General features: G+C 62.2%; 16 protein-coding genes. 10 read left to right on the top strand and 6 right to left on the bottom strand.

Annotated elements, in window-relative coordinates; translation table 11 throughout:
* Positions 1-147: 147 nt before the first annotated feature.
* The 3 genes from AB4Y85_RS17410 to AB4Y85_RS17400 form a co-directional block, all read right to left on the bottom strand.
* The gene (locus AB4Y85_RS17410) at positions 148-897 is read right to left on the bottom strand and encodes a glucose 1-dehydrogenase (RefSeq protein ID WP_441986183.1); all 750 of its coding nucleotides are present in this window, start codon (positions 895-897) and stop codon (positions 148-150) included.
* A gap of 159 nt (positions 898-1,056) precedes the next feature.
* On the bottom strand, positions 1,057-2,529 hold the full coding sequence (locus AB4Y85_RS17405; protein ID WP_441986182.1) for an aldehyde dehydrogenase family protein: 1,473 nt from the start codon (positions 2,527-2,529) through the stop codon (positions 1,057-1,059).
* 12 nt (positions 2,530-2,541) lie between these two features.
* On the bottom strand, positions 2,542-4,152 hold the full coding sequence (locus AB4Y85_RS17400) for an ABC transporter ATP-binding protein (RefSeq protein ID WP_441986181.1): 1,611 nt from the start codon (positions 4,150-4,152) through the stop codon (positions 2,542-2,544).
* 300 nt (positions 4,153-4,452) lie between these two features.
* Here AB4Y85_RS17400 and AB4Y85_RS17395 point away from each other — a divergent pair, with 300 nt between their 5' ends.
* Entirely contained in the window at positions 4,453-5,880 is a 1,428-nt protein-coding gene (locus AB4Y85_RS17395; RefSeq protein ID WP_441986180.1) for a coniferyl aldehyde dehydrogenase, read from the top strand.
* A 15-nt stretch (positions 5,881-5,895) separates the two neighbouring features.
* Here the strand turns inward: AB4Y85_RS17395 and AB4Y85_RS17390 are convergent, their stop codons facing one another.
* The gene (locus AB4Y85_RS17390; protein ID WP_441986179.1) at positions 5,896-7,971 is read right to left on the bottom strand and encodes a sensor histidine kinase; all 2,076 of its coding nucleotides are present in this window, start codon (positions 7,969-7,971) and stop codon (positions 5,896-5,898) included.
* 107 nt (positions 7,972-8,078) lie between these two features.
* Here AB4Y85_RS17390 and AB4Y85_RS17385 point away from each other — a divergent pair, with 107 nt between their 5' ends.
* From AB4Y85_RS17385 to AB4Y85_RS17375, 3 genes are all read left to right on the top strand, one after another.
* A complete protein-coding gene (locus AB4Y85_RS17385) occupies positions 8,079-9,890 on the top strand; it encodes an ABC-F family ATP-binding cassette domain-containing protein (RefSeq protein WP_441986178.1) in 1,812 nt (603 codons plus the stop codon).
* A 103-nt stretch (positions 9,891-9,993) separates the two neighbouring features.
* Positions 9,994-10,959: a DUF6454 family protein gene (locus AB4Y85_RS17380; RefSeq protein WP_441986177.1), complete on the top strand. Its 966-nt coding sequence runs from the start codon at positions 9,994-9,996 to the stop codon at positions 10,957-10,959.
* Positions 10,960-11,110: 151 nt separating this feature from the next.
* Complete coding sequence (locus tag AB4Y85_RS17375) at positions 11,111-12,226, top strand: NADH:flavin oxidoreductase/NADH oxidase (RefSeq protein ID WP_441986176.1); 1,116 nt, start codon at positions 11,111-11,113, stop codon at positions 12,224-12,226.
* A gap of 15 nt (positions 12,227-12,241) precedes the next feature.
* Here AB4Y85_RS17375 and AB4Y85_RS17370 read toward each other — a convergent pair whose 3' ends face one another.
* Both AB4Y85_RS17370 and AB4Y85_RS17365 read right to left on the bottom strand, forming a co-directional pair.
* Complete coding sequence (locus AB4Y85_RS17370; protein WP_441986175.1) at positions 12,242-12,460, bottom strand: dodecin; 219 nt, start codon at positions 12,458-12,460, stop codon at positions 12,242-12,244.
* Between the two features lie 41 nt (positions 12,461-12,501).
* Complete coding sequence (locus AB4Y85_RS17365; protein ID WP_441986174.1) at positions 12,502-13,521, bottom strand: fumarylacetoacetate hydrolase family protein; 1,020 nt, start codon at positions 13,519-13,521, stop codon at positions 12,502-12,504.
* A 70-nt stretch (positions 13,522-13,591) separates the two neighbouring features.
* On the opposite strand from AB4Y85_RS17365, the gene AB4Y85_RS17360 reads away from it, so the two are divergent.
* From AB4Y85_RS17360 to AB4Y85_RS17335, 6 genes are all read left to right on the top strand, one after another.
* The gene (locus AB4Y85_RS17360) at positions 13,592-14,680 is read left to right on the top strand and encodes a TRAP transporter substrate-binding protein (protein ID WP_441986212.1); all 1,089 of its coding nucleotides are present in this window, start codon (positions 13,592-13,594) and stop codon (positions 14,678-14,680) included.
* 3 nt (positions 14,681-14,683) lie between these two features.
* Positions 14,684-15,685 carry an endonuclease/exonuclease/phosphatase family protein gene (locus AB4Y85_RS17355; RefSeq protein ID WP_441986173.1) on the top strand — a complete coding sequence of 334 codons (1,002 nt, stop codon included), beginning with the start codon at positions 14,684-14,686 and terminating at the stop codon, positions 15,683-15,685.
* Between the two features lie 239 nt (positions 15,686-15,924).
* On the top strand, positions 15,925-16,425 hold the full coding sequence (locus tag AB4Y85_RS17350) for a MarR family winged helix-turn-helix transcriptional regulator (RefSeq protein WP_441986172.1): 501 nt from the start codon (positions 15,925-15,927) through the stop codon (positions 16,423-16,425).
* Entirely contained in the window at positions 16,422-17,048 is a 627-nt protein-coding gene (maiA, locus tag AB4Y85_RS17345) for a maleylacetoacetate isomerase (RefSeq protein ID WP_441986171.1), read from the top strand. Before AB4Y85_RS17350 ends, maiA begins: the two co-directional genes overlap by 4 nt.
* 86 nt (positions 17,049-17,134) lie before the next feature.
* Positions 17,135-18,250 (top strand): 4-hydroxyphenylpyruvate dioxygenase, encoded by a 1,116-nt coding sequence (gene hppD, locus AB4Y85_RS17340; RefSeq protein ID WP_441986170.1) that lies wholly within the window; start codon positions 17,135-17,137, stop codon positions 18,248-18,250.
* Positions 18,251-18,754: 504 nt separating this feature from the next.
* A partial coding sequence (locus AB4Y85_RS17335) for a porin (RefSeq protein WP_441986211.1) occupies positions 18,755-18,906 on the top strand: 152 nt, incomplete at its 3' end.

Genomic DNA, 18,906 nt, shown 5'->3' with positions numbered 1-18,906 from the left:
ACCCCTAAATGTCGGGAATGCCGCCCCCTGGGTCATGGCCGGGCTTGTCCCGGCCATCCCGATGCGAAGAGCGCAACGCCTCAAACAATCGGCATCACCGGCACCAGGCCGATGATGCCTTGGGAAGAAGGCTGATCCTTCTTCAGATCAGATGCAGCGCCCGCCATCGACCTCTAGCACGACGCCGGTGATCATGCTGGCCTCGTCGGACGCGAGGTAGAGCGCCGCGTTGGCGATATCCTGCGGGGTCGAGAAGCGTCCGAGGGGGATCGAGTTTCTGAAAAGCTCGCGCTTCTGGGGCGTGTCCTCGCCCATGAAGGTGGCGAGCAGGGGCGTGTCACCCGCCACGGGAGCGAGAGCGCAGACACGGATCTTCTCGGGCGCGAGCTCCACGGCCATGGACTTTGTCATGGTGTGCACGGCGCCCTTGGTGCTGTTGTACCAGGTGAGGCCGGGGCGTGGGCGCAGGCCTGCCGTCGAGCCCACATTGATGATCGCGCCGCCGCCCTGTTTCTGCATCAGCGGAACGGCGGCCTTGGCGAAAAGATAGATCGATTTCACATTGACCGCGAAAACCCGGTCGAACTCGTCTTCCTCGACCTCCAGCATCGGACGGTTCCGATGGCTGATACCTGCGTTGTTGACGACGATGTCGAGCTTGCCGAAAGCAGCGACGGTCTTTTCGACAGCCGCGTTCACGTCGGCGGCCTTCGCCACGTCGGCAGCGAGGCCGATGGCCGATGCGCCGATCTTCTCGGCGGCGCTTTTCGCGGCGGCTTCGTTAATGTCGATGACGGCGACCTTCGCGCCTTCACGGGCGAATGTTTCCGCAATTCCCTGGCCGAAGCCGGAGCCTGCGCCCGTGATCAGCGCCACCTTGCCTTCGAGGCGATTCATGTTTTCTCCCTTTTCAAAAGCCAGTCTGTTTCATCCTCACCCTCATCCTGAGGAAGCGCGTAGCGCTGTCTCGAAGGAGGCTCCAGTGATCTCTGGACGATCCTTCGAGACGCAGCCTACGGCTGCTCCTCAGGATGAGGGCGGAGGGAATTCCTTCAGCTACCCGTGAGCAATGACGATCGTGCGTGTCGTCGTAAACTCGACCAAACCCTCCAGGCCCTTCTCGCGGCCGTGGCCGGAGCGGCCGAAGCCGCCGAAGGGCAGCTCGACGCCGCCGCCTGCGCCGTAGCAATTCACGAAAACCTGTCCGGCGCGCATGGAGCGGCCCACGCGAGTGGAGCGCATGGCGTCGCGGGTCCACACGCCTGCGGCAAGGCCATAGGCTGTGCCGTTGGCAAGGCGGATCGCGTCAGCTTCGTCGTCGAAGGGCGTGGCGACGAGGACGGGGCCGAACACCTCCTCCTGCGAGAGGAGGCTTTCATGCGGCACGGGCGCGAGGAAGGTTGGCGTGACGTAGAACCCACCCGCCGGCGCGTCGAGCGCCACGACGCCTTCGCCGATGACGGCGAGGCCCTCGTTGCGGGCGCGCTCCAGATAACCGAGAACGCGGCGCTGCTGCGCCTGGTTGATCATGGGGCCGAGATCGGGCTCGCGCTCCGGATGGCCTGCGCGAAGCGCGCGGAAGCGCTCGGCGATGGCGTCGACCACATCGTTGAAGATGCCGCGCTGGATCAGGAGGCGGCTGCCTGCCGAGCAGGTCTGACCGCCGTTCTGGATAATGGCGTTCACGAGCGTCGGCATGGCGCGTTCGAGATCCGCGTCGTCAAATACGACCTGTGCGGATTTTCCGCCGAGTTCGAGGGTCACGCCCACATGGTTCTTGGCGGCTGCCGTCTGCACGGCGGTGCCGGTTTCGGGGCTGCCGGTAAACGACAGGAAGTCGATGCCGGGATGGGCGGCGAGCGCCGCGCCCGCTGAACGGCCAAGACCCGTCACCACATTGAGCGCGCCATCCGGGAAGCCGACCTCGCGGGCAAGCGCCGCAACGCGCAGAATGGTAAGCGAGGCATCCTCCGCAGGCTTCACGACCGTGGCGTTACCGGCGGCAAGGGCCGCACCGACGGAGCGCCCGAAGATCTGCATCGGGTAGTTCCAGGGCACGATGTGGCCGGTCACGCCATGCGGCACGCGCTCGACGCTCACGAGATGGGTGTGAAGGTAGGGAATGACGTCGCCGTGCAGCTTATCGGCGGCGCTGCCATAGAACTCGAAATAGCGGGCGAGCCCCATGGCGTCGGCTCGTGCCTGGCGCAGGGGCTTGCCGTTGTCGCGGCTCTCGAGAATGGCCAGCTCGTCGGCCTTGGCCTCGACGGCCTGGGCGAGCTTCATCAGCAGGCGGCCACGCTCTGTTGCGGTCAGCTTGCCCCAATCGCCCTCCAGGGCCTTGCGGGCCGCGGCGACGGCGGCGTCGATGTCCTGGGGCGTGCCGGCGGCGATACGGGCAAGCAGGGAGCCGTCTATGGGAGAGAGAACGTCCAGCATCATGCCGTCGGAGGCTGCAACGTTACGGCCGCCGATGAGGTTCTGAAAAATCATATCCGGGGCAATGGATGGGCTGACTTGGTCGTTCACGGAGCCTTCTCCCTAAAACATTCTGTTCATTCCCGGCACGGCAGCCAGGAGCTGGCGCGTATAGGCGTCGCGCGGATCGGCGAAGAGTTGCGCTGTTTCCGCCATTTCCACAATCCGACCTTTTTGCATGACAGCCACGCGGTCGCATATCTGGGCAGCGACCCGCAGATCGTGGGTGATGAACAGGATCGCAAGTCCAAGCTCCTCCTGAAGACTCCGGATGAGTTTCAGGATCTCGGCCTGGACGGAGACGTCGAGGGCGGAGACCGCCTCGTCCGCCACCAGCACATCCGGCCTCATGGCGAGCGCGCGGGCGATGCCGATGCGCTGGCGCTGGCCGCCGGAGAACTCGTGGGGGTAGCGATCCACGGCTTGAGCGGGCAGGCCGACCTTCTGGAGAAGAACGCGGGCTTCCTCCACGGCTTTGGCCGGATCCTCGCCTTGCGTGATCGGCCCCTCGGAGATGATGCGGCCAACGGTGCGGCGCGGGTTGAGAGAGGCGAAGGGGTCCTGGAAGACCATCTGGATGCGCCGCCGGTGCGGGCGCAGGGCAGCTTGCGAGAGGGCGCTGAAGGGCAGATCTCCGATCTCGATCCTGCCGCCGTCCGGCTCGATGAGGCGCAGCACGCAACGCCCGACCGTGGACTTGCCGGAGCCGGATTCACCCACGAGCCCCAGGGTCTCGCCGCGCCGGATCTCGAAGCTCACCGCATCCGCTGCTTGGACCTCGCGCTTCTTCGTGAAGAAGCCGCGCCCGCCATAGGTCTTGGTGAGCGCATCGACCTTGAGCGAGATCGGCTCGCCAGTCAGCAGCTTGGGCTTGGGCGGCGTCAGCGAGGGCACGGCGGCGAGAAGGCGCTTGGTATAGGGGTGCTGCGGATTATGCAGCACTTGCTCAGCGGGGCCTTCCTCCACCAGTTCGCCCTGCTGGAGCACGGCCACCCGGTCGGCGATCTCGGCCACCACGCCGAAATCGTGGGTGATGAAAAGAACGGCTGTGCCCTTCTTGCGGCGCAGGTTGTCGATGAGCTTGAGGACCTGCGCCTGGGTGGTCACGTCGAGGGCGGTCGTGGGCTCGTCGGCGATGAGGAGCTTGGGCTCAAGCGCGAGCGCCATGGCGATCATCACGCGCTGGCGCTGGCCGCCGGACAATTCATGCGGATAGGCTTTCGCGATCAGCTCGGGATTCGGCAGGTTCACCTCGGAGAGAAGTTCCAGCACCCGGCGGCCGCGCTCCGCCGGGCTCAAGACCCCATGGGCCCGGAAGGTTTCGGCGATCTGGTCGGCAACCCGCATGACCGGGTTGAGGGAGGTCATCGGCTCCTGAAAGACGGTGCCGACCTCCCGCCCGCGCACATCGCACCAGCCGTTCTCGTCGAGGCTCAGCAGCTCGCGGTCCGCCAGCTTGATCGAACCGGAGAGCACATCGACGCCCGGCGGAAGAAGGCCGATGGTGGCCATGGCGGTCATGGATTTGCCGGAGCCTGATTCACCCACGACGCAGAGCGTTTCGCCCGGCCTGATCGTGAGCGACAGGCCTTGAATCGCATGCTTGCGGTCCGCAAGGGCGGGAAGGCCGATAGCCAGGTTTTCGATCGACAGCACGGGGGAGGGGCTGCTCAATGATGTTCTCCTAAGTCCACTCATCCTCGCCATCTCCGCCGCTCCGTCAATCCGTTCATGAAAGTGGGCCAGCATTCGTCCCGTTTCGATGACAGCCGAACTGCGCTCATTCCCTCCCCCTTGTGGGGAGGGTTAGGGTGGGGGTGGCGGCGGCAGACCTTGATAGACTATCGCCGCCACCCCCACCTCCAACTCCTCCCCACAAGGGGGAGGAGAGCTTCAGCGCCGAATTTCAGAGAGCGTTGAGAATGCTCACGCCTCCGCCATATGCTCACACGATTACAGGGAGTGCTTCAATCCATGCACGATGCCGTTTTTCACACTGCCGAAAGCAGATTGCACGAATGCTTTGCCTTGCAGAAGCGTGTTTGGGCAGAGCAGGGAGCTCTCTCCGAAAAGCGGCGCGCCCAAGGTTTGAGCGATCTTGCCGATGTGCTGGTGCGCCATGCAGACGGCTTCGCGAAAGCCGTCAGCGAGGATTTCGGGCATCGATCCGTGCATGAAACCAAGCTCTCCGATCTCTATCCCGTCATCGCGGGCCTGCGTCACGCACGGAAGAACTTCCGCCGCTGGATGAGGCCGCGCCGCCGCCCGATCCGGATGATGTTTCAGCCCGCCTCGGGCCGCGTCTTATATCAGCCTCTAGGTGTGGTGGGCATCATGAGCCCTTGGAACTACCCGGTGCAGCTGACGCTGGCGCCCCTCGCGGGTGCGCTCGCCGCAGGCAACCGGGTGCTGATCAAACCCTCGGAGCTGACGCCTCGCACCTCCATCCTGCTGCAAGAGGTGCTGGCTCAGGTCTTCGATGAATCCGAGGTCGCGGTGATACAAGGCGGCGTCCGAGAAGCGCAAGACTTCTCGCGGCTGCCTTTCGATCATCTGTTCTTCACGGGATCGACGGCGGTCGGACGCGAGGTGATGAAGGCGGCAGCAGACAATCTCGTGCCGGTCACGCTGGAGCTCGGCGGCAAGTCTCCCGCGATTGTCGCGTCCGATTTCTCGCTCGAAAAGGCAGCTGAAAGAATTGCGGTCGGCAAGCTGTTCAATGCTGGGCAGACCTGCATCGCGCCCGACTACGTGCTTGTGCCGCAAAGCCAGGAGGGGGCTTTCGTCGCGGCTTATCGCGACGCTGTTGCGCGGCTCTATCCGACCCTTGCCGAGAATCCCGACTACACCGCCATCGTCAATGCTCATCACCACGAGCGTATCCGCAGCCTTCTAGACGATGCCAGGGCGAGCGGCGCGACAATCCATGAGATCAACCCGGCTGCCGAGTCATTCGACGTAACCAAGCGAAAAATTCCGCCTGTCGTACTCACCGGCGCCCCTGATCACGCGCGCATCATGCAGGAAGAAATCTTCGGACCGGTTCTTCCCGTCATTTCCTATGACACGATCGAAGCGGCCTGCCGCTATATCGGCGACCGCCCGCATCCGCTGGCGCTCTATCTGTTCAGCCATGATGGACGAACCATCGAGACCGTACTCGAAAAAACCCAATCCGGCGGTGTCGCGATCAACGACACGCTGCTTCATTGCGTGCAAGAGGAGCTGCCTTTCGGCGGCGTGGGCGAAAGCGGCACGGGAGCCTATCACGGCGAGGCGGGATTCAGGACTTTCAGCCATGCCCGCTCGGTTTTCCGGCAATCGCGGTTCAATGGGACGGGCATGACGAAGCCGCCCTACGGCAACCGCATCAACCGGCTTCTGTCACTGCTCATGCGTTAAAAACACGGTTCGCATTCACCGATGCATCGCCTCCGTGAGGCGGGGATCGCCCATCAGCGGGACGGAGATGTCGTAGGACACGCCCTCGACCGCGAAGTTGAGCACCATGTTGCCTTCCAGCTCGCCTTCGATGCTGCGCTTGATCAGGCGTGAGCCGAAACCCTGGCGCTTGGGGGGCGAAACGGGCGGCCCGCCCGATTCCGTCCAGTGAAGGCGCAGGTGCGGGGCCCGGTCCTCGGCCGGCACGATGGACCACAATACGTCGAGATGACCGGAGGGCACGGACAATCCGCCATATTTCGCCGCGTTCGTGACGAGTTCATGCACCACGAGGCCCAGATTGATCGCATATCGAGCGGGCAGGTTCACCTTCGGACCGTTGATGCTGACGCGTGTGTCTCCCGTTTTGCGATAGGGCGCCAGCTCCTGTTCCACGATCTCGCGCAGATCAGCCTCACGCCAGGATTTTCGGGTGAGCAGATTGTGGGTTTTCGAAAGCGCCAGCAGACGTCCCTCGAAAGCCTCCTTGAACTGTGCCGTGTCGTTGGTGGAGCGCAGTGTCTGCGCGGCGATGGATTGCACGGTGGCGAGCGTGTTCTTCACCCGGTGATTCAGCTCGTCGAGGAAGAAACGCTGCTGGTCATCGGCCTGCTTGCGCTCCGTGATGTCCTGGAAGATGCCGATGAAGAACACTGGCTCGCCCTGCTCATCGAATGTGACGCGGCCTCTCGAATTGATCCACCGGATCTCGCCGTTCGGGCGCCTGATCCTGTATTCGTCCTCGTAATTTCCATTGCCGCGCACCGCGTTGCGCAGGTTTTCGAGTGAGCTTTCCACATCGTCCGGATGGACGATCCCGCGCCAATCCTCGACGCTTGCCGTAGTCCTCGCCTCGGGCAGGCCGAGCAGTGTGGCTGCCTGGCTCGACCAGCCTCCCGTCCTTTTCTGAAGATCGTACCACCATGTGCCCATGTGGCCCGCTTCGAGCGCCAACCTCGCGCGTTCCTCGCTGGCACGCAGGGCCTGCTGGCGCTCGGCGACATCATCCATGAGGTCGTTGAAGCCTTTCGCCAGGAGGCTGAACTCGCCGGCATTGCGGGGCAGGTCGATGCGGGCGCGGTAATCGCCGCGCCGCCAGTCGCGCAGCGCGCCGATCATGATGTCGAACGGCTTGGTGATGAAGGCCCGGCTTGCCAGCCAGGAGAGCGACAGGGCGAGGATGAGGGCTGCCGCGATCAGCATGAACCCGCGCCGCGAGGCCTGATTGATCGGCTGGAAGCTCGCCTTCGTCGACAAACCGGCGGCAATGAATATGCCGACAGGCGGCACCTGAAGAGGGATGTATCCGATGACGCGCTCGACACCGTCGATGGACACGGCCTCGTAGGAGCCGGCCTTGTCGCGCCAGAAATATTGAACGGCGCTCTCGGGCAGATTCCTCCCTACGAACTTTTCCGGAAACGGCTCCCGAGCGAGGATGACCCCGTTCCGATCGGTTATGGTGATGGCGCCGTTCGGCGGGAGGGTGCGCTCCTTCAGCTTGAGATCGAGCCAGTTCAGATCGAGGGCGCCGGCGATGACGCCGATGATGCGGCCTTCGCTGTCGCGGATCGGCATGGCGAGAGGAAGAACGGGCTGAGCCGGCAGGCCGCTCTCGACGAAGCCCGACGTGAAGTCGCCGATCACGAATTGACGTTTCGCCAGGGCCTCCTGGAAGTAAAAGCGGTTCGTGAACCGTAGGTCTGGGTTGGAGGGTTTCCCGCTGGTGCAGCGGACCTGGCCTTCGAGATCCAGGGCCACGAAGCTCCGCACCTGGGGCATCTTCTGCTGCAGAGACTTCAGATAGGGGCTGCAGATGGGAGTATCGAAACCCCGGATGGACCGGGCCTCCTCGAGGGCCGTGAGCAGGCTTTGAATGCCGTCGAAGATCCGCTCCAGCTCCGACCCGGCGAGCTGGGCCTGACGAATGACCTGCTCATGGATTTCCGCCTCGCGGGCGCGCCTTAGGGAGACCTCCGTGTATGTCCAGATGACGATCGCCGGCAGAACCGAGATCAACGCCAGGAGGAGCAAACGCCGCGCCAGTGTCATTCATGCGTCCAGCTTATTCCTTAACAGGGGACCACAAAGAGCGCCGATCGTCCACTGCGGCGAAGGTGGCCTTGCATTGGCGGCTCTGAGGTGTCAGGGGAGCAGGAATGGCGCTTCCTCCTCTTCTCCTCCTCCAGGACATCGCTCTCACCTTCGGCGGCACGCCGCTGATCGAGAGCGCCGAACTCTCCGTCTCGCCGGGCGAGCGGGCCTGCCTTGTGGGCCGCAACGGCTCGGGCAAGTCGACGCTTCTCAAGATTGCCGCGGGCCTCGTGGAGGCCGACAAGGGCAAGCGATTCGTGCAGCCGGGCGCCACCGTGCGCTATCTGGCCCAGGAGCCCGATCTCAGCGCCTTCCCGAACACGCTGGCTTACGTGGAATCCGGTCTCGGCCCGGGGGATGATCCGTATCGCGCCCGCTACCTGCTGGAGCAGCTGGGCATGACGGGCGAGGAGAAGCCCGCCGATCTCTCCGGCGGCGAGGCCCGCCGCGCGGCGCTCGCCCATGTGCTGGCGCCCCAGCCCGATATCCTGCTGCTTGACGAGCCCACGAACCATCTCGATCTGCCCGTCATCGAATGGCTTGAAGGGGAGCTGAAGAGCCTGCGCTCCGCCCTCGTCCTCATCAGCCACGACCGCCGCTTCCTGGAAAGCCTGTCCCAGGCCACTGTCTGGCTCGACCGGGGCCGCACCCGCCGCATGGACCAGGGCTTCGCTCATTTCGAGGAGTGGCGCGATCAGGTGCTGGAGCAGGAAGAGGCCGAGCACCACAAGCTCGGTCGCAAGCTCGTGGCCGAGGCCGACTGGCTACGCTACGGCGTGACCGCCCGGCGTAAGCGCAATGTGCGCCGCCTCGGCAATCTCCACTCCATGCGCCAGCAATATCGTGATCGCAATCGGGCGGTCGGCACGGTCAGCATGACGCTCGCCGAGGCCGAGCAATCCGGCACCCTCGTGGTGGAAGCGGAGGGCATCTCGAAGTCATACGGCGACCGTCCCATCGTCTCGAACCTGTCCTTGCGCCTTCTGCGCGGAGACCGCCTCGGCATCATCGGGCCGAACGGCGCAGGGAAAACCACGCTCATCAACATGCTCACCGGCAATCTCCAGCCGGATGAGGGCCGGGTACGTCTTGGCTCGAATCTCCAGATGATCACCCTCGACCAGCGCCGCGCGAGCCTCGACCCCAATGCCACCGTGGCCGAGACGCTGACCGGCGGGCGAGGTGACACCGTCACCATCGGCGGGCAGACGAAGCATGTGATCGGTTATATGAAGGACTTCCTGTTCGCGCCCGAGCAGGCCCGCACCCCCGTGGGCGTGCTCTCGGGCGGCGAGCGCAACCGGCTGATGCTGGCCCGCGCCCTGGCGCAGCCTTCGAACCTTCTGGTGCTCGACGAGCCGACCAACGATCTCGACCTCGAAACCCTCGATCTGCTTCAGGAGATGATCACGGATTATTCCGGAACCGTCCTCCTCGTCAGCCACGACCGCGACTTCCTCGACCGCACGGTCAGCTCAGTACTGGTCTCGGAAGGCGAGGGACGCTGGCTCGAATATGCGGGCGGCTATTCCGACATGGTGGCCCAGCGCGGCCAGGGCGTTCAGGCGCGGTCGGTCGAGAAGGAGGCCAAGTCCAGAAACTCCGACAAGCCCGTCGCCGCGAAGACGGAGCAGGCCAAGCGCAAGCTCAATTTCAACGAGCAGCATGATCTGAAGACCTTGCCTTTGAGGATGCAGGAGACCGAGGCCAAGATCGCCAAGGTCCAGGAAATCCTCGCTGATCCCGAACTCTATTCCCGCGATCCGGCCCGCTTCCAGAAGGCCATGGACATGCTCGCGCAGCTGCAAGGCGAGCTGCACGCCGCCGAGGAGCGTTGGCTGGAGCTGGAAATGCTTCGGGAGGAGCTGGAGGGATAGAGTCAGAAACTCGTTCCCTGTCGAATTGCGTAAATCCCAGGCGCGACACTAAAGTGACATCACCCGCTCGCTAGAAGCGGATCGTTACTGACGGAGGAACGCCATGGATTGCTTTTCGAGACGTTGCCTGACCACGACTCTGACGCTGCTCTGCCTCGGAGCTGCGCCTGCGGCCCTCATGGCCGCAGAGCCTGACCGGGCCGCTCTAGCGGACCGGGTGACGAAGTTGTCTCGCGGTACGCAATGGAAGCCTGTTGAGGCCATTCCGATCAACTTCCTGACCCATCATCCTCAGGGCATGGTGAAAATCGGTGACACGCTGTTCGTGTCGTCGGTGGAGATCAAGCAGCCAACCAAGCGCTTCCCGCAGCCGGTAGACGGATATGACAGGGATACGGGTGAGGGCGCAGGCCACCTCTTCAAGATCGACATGAAGGGCAATCTCATCGCCGACATCACGCTAGGCGAAGGCTCGATCTATCATCCGGGTGGAATCGATTACGACGGCAAATACATCTGGGTTCCGGTGGCCGAGTATCGACCGAACAGCAAGTCCATCGTCTATCGGGTCGATCCCGAGACCATGAAGGCCGAGGAGATGTTCCGCTTTGCGGATCATGTCGGTGGCGTGGTTCATGACACCGACAGCAAATCCCTGCACGGCGTCAGCTGGGGCTCACGCCGGTTCTACAGCTGGGCGCTCGATGATAATAGCAAGCCGACCAATGCGAATGAATCTCCCGAGAAGCTGCGCAAGCTGAACACCTCTCACTACCTCGATTATCAGGACTGCAAATATGCAGGTAGCCAGCGCATGCTGTGCTCCGGCGTCACCGAGATGCGGGTCAAGCCCGATGCCGCTCCGTTCCGGCTCGGCGGTCTCGATCTTGTCAGCCTCGCCGACGGCCGCCCGATCTTCCAGACACCTGTGCTGCTATGGGCGGATTCGGGAATGGACATGACCCACAATCCGGTCTGGATGGAGACGAGTGCGGCGGGCATTCGCGGCTACTTTATGCCCGAGGACGACAAGTCCACGCTCTACATCTTCGAGGCTGAGGTGAAATAGGGGAACAGAGCGATTGCCACGGACAGTTGCGGGAGGCCGTTCTCATCGGCTATCCGCAGCTGCCCGTGTCCGGACCCGATCTTTTCGGCCCGTGGCGCGTTTTGGCCCAGTGATGCAAGATGCGACATCACCATCAACCGAGAGATATCCCATGGCACAAGCGAAACTGTTTACGCCCTTCCGGGTGGGAGGCCTCGAACTGGCCAATCGTATCGTGATTGCGCCCATGTGCCAGTATTCGGCTGAAAATGGATGCATGACCGACTGGCACACGATCCATTTGGGTCAGCTTGCCCTGTCGGGTGCCGCACTTCTCACCATCGAGGCCACTGCCGTCGTGCCCGAGGGGCGCATTTCTTACGCGGATGTGGGCCTCTATTCGGATGAAACCGAAGCCGCCATGAAGCGCGTCCTGGACAGCGTGCGCCGCTGGTCCGACATGCCGATTGCGATCCAGCTCGCCCATGCGGGGCGCAAGGCTTCCACCGATGTGCCCTGGAATGGTGGAAAGCAGATCGCGCCGGATCATTCCAACGGATGGCAGACGGAGGCGCCTTCGGGGGTTCCTTATGCCGAGACTGAGAATGCTCCCACGGCTTTGACCAAGGAGCGCATGGCGCAACTGCGCGACGCATTCGCCAAGGCGGCCCGGCGCTCCGCGCGGCTCGGCATCGATGCGGTGCAGATCCACGCCGCTCACGGCTATCTGCTCCATCAATTCCTCTCGCCCCTGTCCAACCGGCGTGACGACGAATATGGCGGCTCGTTGGAAAATCGGATGCGTTTTCCGCTCGAAGTGTTCGATGCCGTCCGCGCGGCCTTCCCGGCGGATCGCTCCGTCACGGTGCGTGTTTCGGGAACCGACTGGGCGGAGGGCGGCTGGACGATCGAGGAGACGGTGGAATTCGCAAAGGCTCTAGAAGCGCGTGGATGCTCGGGAATCCACGTTTCGAGCGGCGGGCTGACCTCGGCGCAACGGATTCCGGTGGGGCCCAATTATCAGGTGCCGCTGGCTCGCGCCGTCAAGCAGGCCACCACGATGCCGGTCATCGCGGTGGGTCTCATTACCGATTTCGTGCAGGCGGAGGCCATCCTCGCCACGGGCGATGCCGATCTCATCGCGCTGGCGCGTGCCATCCTCTACGATCCCCGCTGGCCCTGGCACGCAGCCGCGCATTTCGGCGCAGCCGTGAAGGCGCCCAATCAGTACCTGCGCTCACAGCCGCACCAATTTCCCAGATTGTTCGACATGCGGGCCGACGATTGAAGGCTGCGGGGAATTCTACTCCCCGCTCTCATCCAAGGTGAAGCCCGCCTTCAGGACGACCTGGTAATGGCGCACCTCGCCATTCTCCACATGCCCTCTCGTCTGCATGACCTCGAACCAGCGAAGGTTGCGCAGCTTCTTGCTGGCGCGTTGGATCGCGGTTTGAATGGCGTCCTCGATGCTCTTTTCCGAAGAGCCGACGAGTTCGACGACCTTATAGACGTGATCGTTCATCAGATGCTCCATGCGTTGCGGACGGTTCGAGTTCGAAGGGTCTATTCGGCTCGCCGATACGCCGTCACTTCCTGCTCGATGGCGCCGAAGATCGAGTGCCCTGCCTTGTCCTTCATCTCGATGCGGATCGTGTCGCCGATGCGCATGAAGGGGGTTCTGGCCCCTCCATGCAGGATCGTTTCCACCGTGCGTTGCTCCGCGAGGCAGGAATAGCCGACGCCGCCCTGGGCGATGGGTTTGCCGGGGCCTCCGCCCGCGTCCTTGTTCGAGACGGTGCCGGAGCCGATGATCGTACCGGCGCCCAGTGGGCGGGTGGCTGCCGCGTGGGCGATCAGGGTGGGGAAGTCGAAGGTCATGTCCACGCCCGCATTCGGCTTGCCGATGAGCTGACCGTTCAGGCTGGAGCACAGGGGCAGGTGGAGCTTGCCGCCATCCCAGACATCGCCGAGTTCGTCCGGCGTCACAGCGACCGGCGAAAGGGTGGAGGAGGGCTTGGACTGGAAGAAGCCGAAGCCCTTGGCCAGCTCGTTCGGGATCAGGTTGCGTAATGACACGTCGTTCACCAGGACCACGAGGCGGATCGCTGCGGCTGCCTCCTCCCGGGTCGCTCCCATGGGAACCTCGTCGGTGATCACGGCGATCTCCGCTTCAAAATCGATCCCATGGGCCTCATCCATCACGAAAACCGGATCGCGCGGGCCGAGGAAGGAATCCGAGCCGCCCTGGTAGATGAGAGGATCCGTCCAGAAGGAAGCGGGCATCTCTGCCCCGCGCGCTTTACGCACCAGCTCCACGTGATTCACGTAAGCCGAACCGTCCGCCCACTGGTAGGCGCGGGGCAGGGGGGAGGCGCAGTCATGCTCATGGAAACGGAAGGAGGGCACGGACCCGTGCTCCAGCTGCTCTGCGAGGTCGCGCAGGCGAGGCTCGACTTTTTCCCAATCGTCCAGGGCTTGCTGTAGCGTCGGAACAATGAAAAATGCATCCGTCGCGCGGGTCAGGTCCCTCGAGACGATCACGAGCCGGCCATCACGGCCTTGTTTGAGCGAAGAAAGCTTCATAGCCACCGACCTTGTTGATGTGGTTTATAGGGCTGCAACGAGAAAAGTTTCGGGAAACGCCATGACGACGATGAAGAGAAGAAACTTCTTGAAGGGCGCGGGCCTTGCCGCTGCGGCCACCACCGTGGCCGCGCCGGCGATCGCGCAGTCGATGCCGGAAATCCGCTGGCGCCTGACCTCGAGCTTCCCGAAATCGCTCGACACGATCTTCGGCACCGCCCAGACCTTCGCGAAGTACATGTCCGACGCGACAGACGGCAAGTTCCAGATTCAAGTCTTCGCGCCGGGCGAGATCGTCGGCGGTCTCCAGGCCATGGATGCGGTGCAGAACGGCTCGGTCGAATGCGCTCACACGCCCCTCTATTACTATATCGGCAAGGAGCCCGCGCTCGGCATGGGCACGGGCCTGCCCTTCAGCCTCAATGCGCGCCAGCTCCATTCCTGGTGGCATTTCGCCGGCGGCAAGGAGATCATCAACGAGGTGATGGGCAAATACAACTGCACCTCCCTCGTTTGCGGTAATTCCGGCGCTCAGATGGGCGGCTTCTTCCGCAAGGAAATCAATACGGTCGATGACCTGAAGGGCCTCAAGTTCCGCATCGGCGGCCTGGGTGGGCAGGTTCTCGCCAAGCTCGGCGTCGTGCCGCAGCAGATCGCGCCCGGCGACGTCTATCCGGCTCTCGAGCGCGGAACGCTCGACGCGGCGGAGTTCGTCGGCCCCTATGACGACGAGAAGCTCGGCTTCCTGAAAGTCGCGAAGTACTACTACGCCCCCGGCTTCTGGGAGGGCGGCGCCATGCTGCACCTCGTCGTCAACCAGCAGAAGTGGAACGAGCTACCCAAGCATTACCAAGCGATCATGGAGCACGCCACCGAGGCCGCGAACAACTGGATGCTGGCGAAATACGACGCCGTCAACGGCCAGGCGCTGCGCCGCATGGTGGGCGCGGGCGCGGAACTGCGCACCTTCTCGCAGCCGGTCATGGAAGCCAGCCTGAAGGCGGCCAACGAGCTCTATGCCGAACTCTCGGCCAAGAACGCCGATTTCAAGAAGGCCTACGATTCCATGGTGGCCTACCGCAACGATGTGCTGCCCTGGTGGCAGCTCAACGAATACGCCTTCGATACCTTCATGATCCGCACGCGCGGCAAGGCGTAATTCGTGCATAAAGCGTACGATCGGGGTCGAGCCAAGGCTCGGCCCTTTCACTTTATTCGAGGTGTGATTGTCTATGGGCTGGCCTTGCTGCTCTGCCTTGCGACTCTTGCGAGCTTTTTCGGCTCCTGGTCCTGGCGTCTCGACCTTCTGGCTCACTTCCGCCCACAACTCACTCTCTTCGGGCTTCTCTGCATAGCCGTGGCTATTCTGGCGCGCGTCCGCACAGCACTCGCGTTGAGCCTCGTCGCAACTCTCGTCAATGCGGCTCCCATTGCGCCTTATCTGTTCGGGCAAGACGGGGGTATCGCTAACGCGAGTCAGGTTCACGTTCGGGTTATGACCTTCAATATGCAGGGTAAAAGCTCGGATCAGGCCGCCTTGCGCATACTGATCGAAAAAGAAAATCCAGATGTCGTCTTGCTTTCGGAAGTTCCGCGCAGCGCCAGTGTCCTTTTGAGTGGCTTGGAAAGCCGGTTTCCTTACAGAATTGTGGAGGAGAAAGGCATTCCGCTGGATATCACCTTGCTCAGCCGATGGAGAATGAGCCGATCCTCCGTGGATAGGGAAGCTGCACAGTTCCGTTCTGTCCTGACAATCGGATTGTGTGACCCGGATGCCGGCACGCATTGCTTCACGCTGATCGGTATGCACGCCGCCCAGCCTTTTGCCGAAGAATTTATTATCCAAAAAAGGCAGATCGAGATCGCCGTGCGGGAGGCGAAGGCTGCTTCGTCTCAGCCTGTGGTGCTTTTGGGTGACCTTAATCTCACCCCCTGGTCGCGGGTATTCCGCGGGCTGCTTGAGGATGCCGCTCTTTTTGATAGCGGCTTGGTGCGTGGGTTGACGGCAACCTGGTCCTCGCGCTCGCCCCTTCTGGGATTGCCCATCGATCATGTGCTCGTGAACGGCAAGTTCAAGGTTTTGGACAATAGAGCAGGGCCCGATCTTGGATCGGATCATTTCCCTGTCATAGCGGACATCGCCTTCGATATTTCCGGGCGATAGCAGATCGGGAGCAGGGCCAGTTTCAAAAGAGCGGAGTCCAAGGCTACGCCTTTGAATATTCATGATCTGCTCTTGAGAACAGATAAACCCTCTTAGACGTCCAGCGCATCCACCGGCGTTTTCCTACCCCGGAGCCTGTGACCACCATCCTTGATAATCCATGGATCGGCTCTCAAATCTGGTTGCTTGTGCAACGAATTTAGCATATTAGTTGCACAAGCAACGGTTTATGTCTGGCAATGGCACCTCGTTCCGCTATCAAGAAGAAAGAAGCGTCCAGCCCTCTGGTGATCCTGGAGCGCTTCCTTCCCTATCGCCTCAACGTTCTGGCCAGCCTGACCTCGAATGCATTGGCGCAGATCTATGCCGAGCGCTTCGGGCTTTCGATCCCGGCGTGGCGGGTCATCGTTACGCTGGGACAATATGAGCACCGAACAGCACGGGATATTGCCGCCCACGGCGTCATGCACAAATCCACCGTCTCGCGTGCCGTCTCCGCGCTGGAGCAGCGCGGCCTGATCGTTCGCAAGCCCAATCTCGACGACCGGCGGGAAGAATGGCTCGAACTCACGGAGGAGGGGCGCGAGATCTATGTGGAGCTGGCGCCCGAGGCGCTGGCCTTCGAGGAACGCTTCATTTCCGTGCTGACTGCAGAAGAGCAGAAAATCCTCGTCGCCCTCATCGAGCGCCTGAGCGGCCATGCCCGGCTTCTCACCCCTGAAGGGGAGAGCGAGGGATGAAGCTTTATACATACTTCCGTTCCTCCGCAGCCTATCGCGTGCGGATCGCCCTTAACCTAAAGGGCGTGCCGTTCGAGTCCATTCCGGTCAATCTGCTGAAGAGTGAGCATCGCGACGCGGCCTACAGCGCCGTCAATCCGCAGATGCGCGTGCCTTCCCTCGATATCGGCGACGCGACGCTCATCCAATCCGGTGCGATCCTCGAATATCTCGATGAGGTCTATCCGGAGCCGCCGCTCCTTCCCATGGGTCCCGTGAACCGCGCGAAGGTGCGCGCCGTCGCCAACATCATCGGCTGCGATATCCACCCGCTCAATAATTCCGGCTCCATCGGCTATCTTAAAAACAAGCTGGGTCTTGATCAGGCCATTGCCGATGAATGGTATGCCCATTGGGTGCGCGAAGGGTTCGATGCCATCGAGGCCCTGATCGAGCCAGGTCCTTACGCCTTCGGCTCACGGATCACGCTCGCGGATATCTATCTCGTGCCGCAGGTGTTCAATGCCCGGCGCTTCAAGATCCCTCTCGATTCCTATCCGAAGATCGCCGCGGTGGACGCGGCCTGCGCCGAGCATCGCGCCTTTCGGGATGCCGCTCCGGAAAACCAGCCGGACGCAGCGTGAGATGCAACGCATCCGCGTGCCATGCGGGTGCGTTGTCTCGTCAAGCAGGCCCCTCGACGGGCCGACCAGATAACAGGAGGAAAGCCATGGGACCGTTCCCGCACGATGCGCCGCCGCCGGCCATATCCGAAGACAACCCGATGGGAACCGACGGATTCGAGTTCGTCGAGTTCTGCCATCCCGACCCACAGGAGCTTGATCGTCTCTTCAAACTCATGGGCTTCTCCCTGGTCGCCAAGCACCGCTCGAAGAACGTCCTTCTCTACCGGCAGGGCGACATCAACTTCATCGTGAATGCGCAGCCTGGCTCCTTCGCCGAGCGCTTCGCCAGCCAGCACGGACCGTCGGCGCCTGCCATGGCCTTTCGTGTGGTCGATGCGAAATATGCTTATGACCGCGCTCTCTCCATGGGCGCCAAGCCGGTGCAGACGGAGAGGGGACCGAACGAGCTCGAGATTCTCGCCATCGAGGGCATCGGCGGACTGCACATCTATTTCGTGGATCGCTATGGCGAGAAGGGCTCGATCTACGACGTAGATTTCGAGTGGCTGGGCGAGAAGGACCCCAAGCCTCAAGGCGTCGGCCTCTACTACATCGATCACCTGACACATAACGTCTATCGCGGTCGTCTCAACGAATGGGCGGGCTTCTATGAGCGCCTCTTCAACTTCCGCCAAATTCGCTATTTCGACATTGCGGGAAAGCTGACCGGCCTCCATTCCCGCGCCATGACGAGCCCTGACGGCAAGATTCGCATCCCGATCAACGAGGATGCCGGCGAGACCGGCCAGATCGAGGAATATCTGCAAGAGTATAAGGGCGAGGGCATCCAGCACGTGGCCCTGGGCTCTCTCGATCTCTATGAGACGATCGAGACGCTCCTCGATGCCGGGCACGAATTCATGCCCGAGCCCAACGAAATTTATTACTCCCGCGTCGACAAGCGCCTGCCCAGCCATGGGGAGCCGATGGAACGCCTGCAGAAGAACGGCATCCTCATCGATGGCGAGGGCGTGGTCGAAGGCGGCTTCACGAAGGTGCTTCTCCAGCGCTTCGGCAAAACCGCCATCGGGCCAATCTTCTTCGAGTTCATTCAGCGCAAGGGCGATGACGGATTCGGTGAGGGCAACTTCAAGGCACTCTTCGAATCCATTGAGGAAGATCAGATTCGAAGGGGCGTCCTGAAGCCGAAGGTCGCCTGATTCATCCTCGTAATCCACGATTCGAGAGAGGTCGGTCTCGTCCGGCCTCTTCTTTTTGGGCTGGAGCCGGGAGGTTTCGCCCAATATGTGGACAGACTTATTCACAGGCGCACGGCATCGTGAAAGCCGATAAACCTGAGTCGGGCACCGTTCCAGACCGTAAAACTTCGCTCTCAACCGGTTGAATTTTAAGGATTTGTTAGGAAAGAGCCTCGAATCCTAACGAAGCGTAAACGCCGGCATGTTCAAACGTTGCGTTTGTGCAACATGGTCCTGAAAAGCCCCGTTACGTGCCCATTTTACGCCTTCATTCGGTTGCTTGACGGGCCGCGCTGGCTAATGTGGCTCCAGCGACGGGGGCACCCCAGTCGTCATTTGTAGGCTCAGCCAGCTGGCGGGGCCACCAAGTCACTAGGGGAAAAGGGACGTGTTTGGAGCTTCGTTGAAGTCTTCGAGGCACTAAAACCCGGCCCCCCAAGGGTCTCAAAACTTTGGAGGTCAACCATGAAGCTCGTTAAGAGCCTTCTTCTCGGATCGGTTGCGGGTCTCGCCGCCGTTGCCGGAGCTCAAGCCGCCGATCTTCCCGCGAAGAAGGCCGCTGCAGTTGAATACGTTCGCGTCTGCTCCACCTACGGCGCAGGCTTCTTCTACATACA

Origin of the sequence: Microvirga sp. 2YAF29 (genome assembly GCF_052114605.1) — a bacterium.
Lineage (GTDB): Bacteria > Pseudomonadota > Alphaproteobacteria > Rhizobiales > Beijerinckiaceae > Microvirga.
This window is presented reverse-complemented; position numbering and strand designations above follow the sequence as displayed.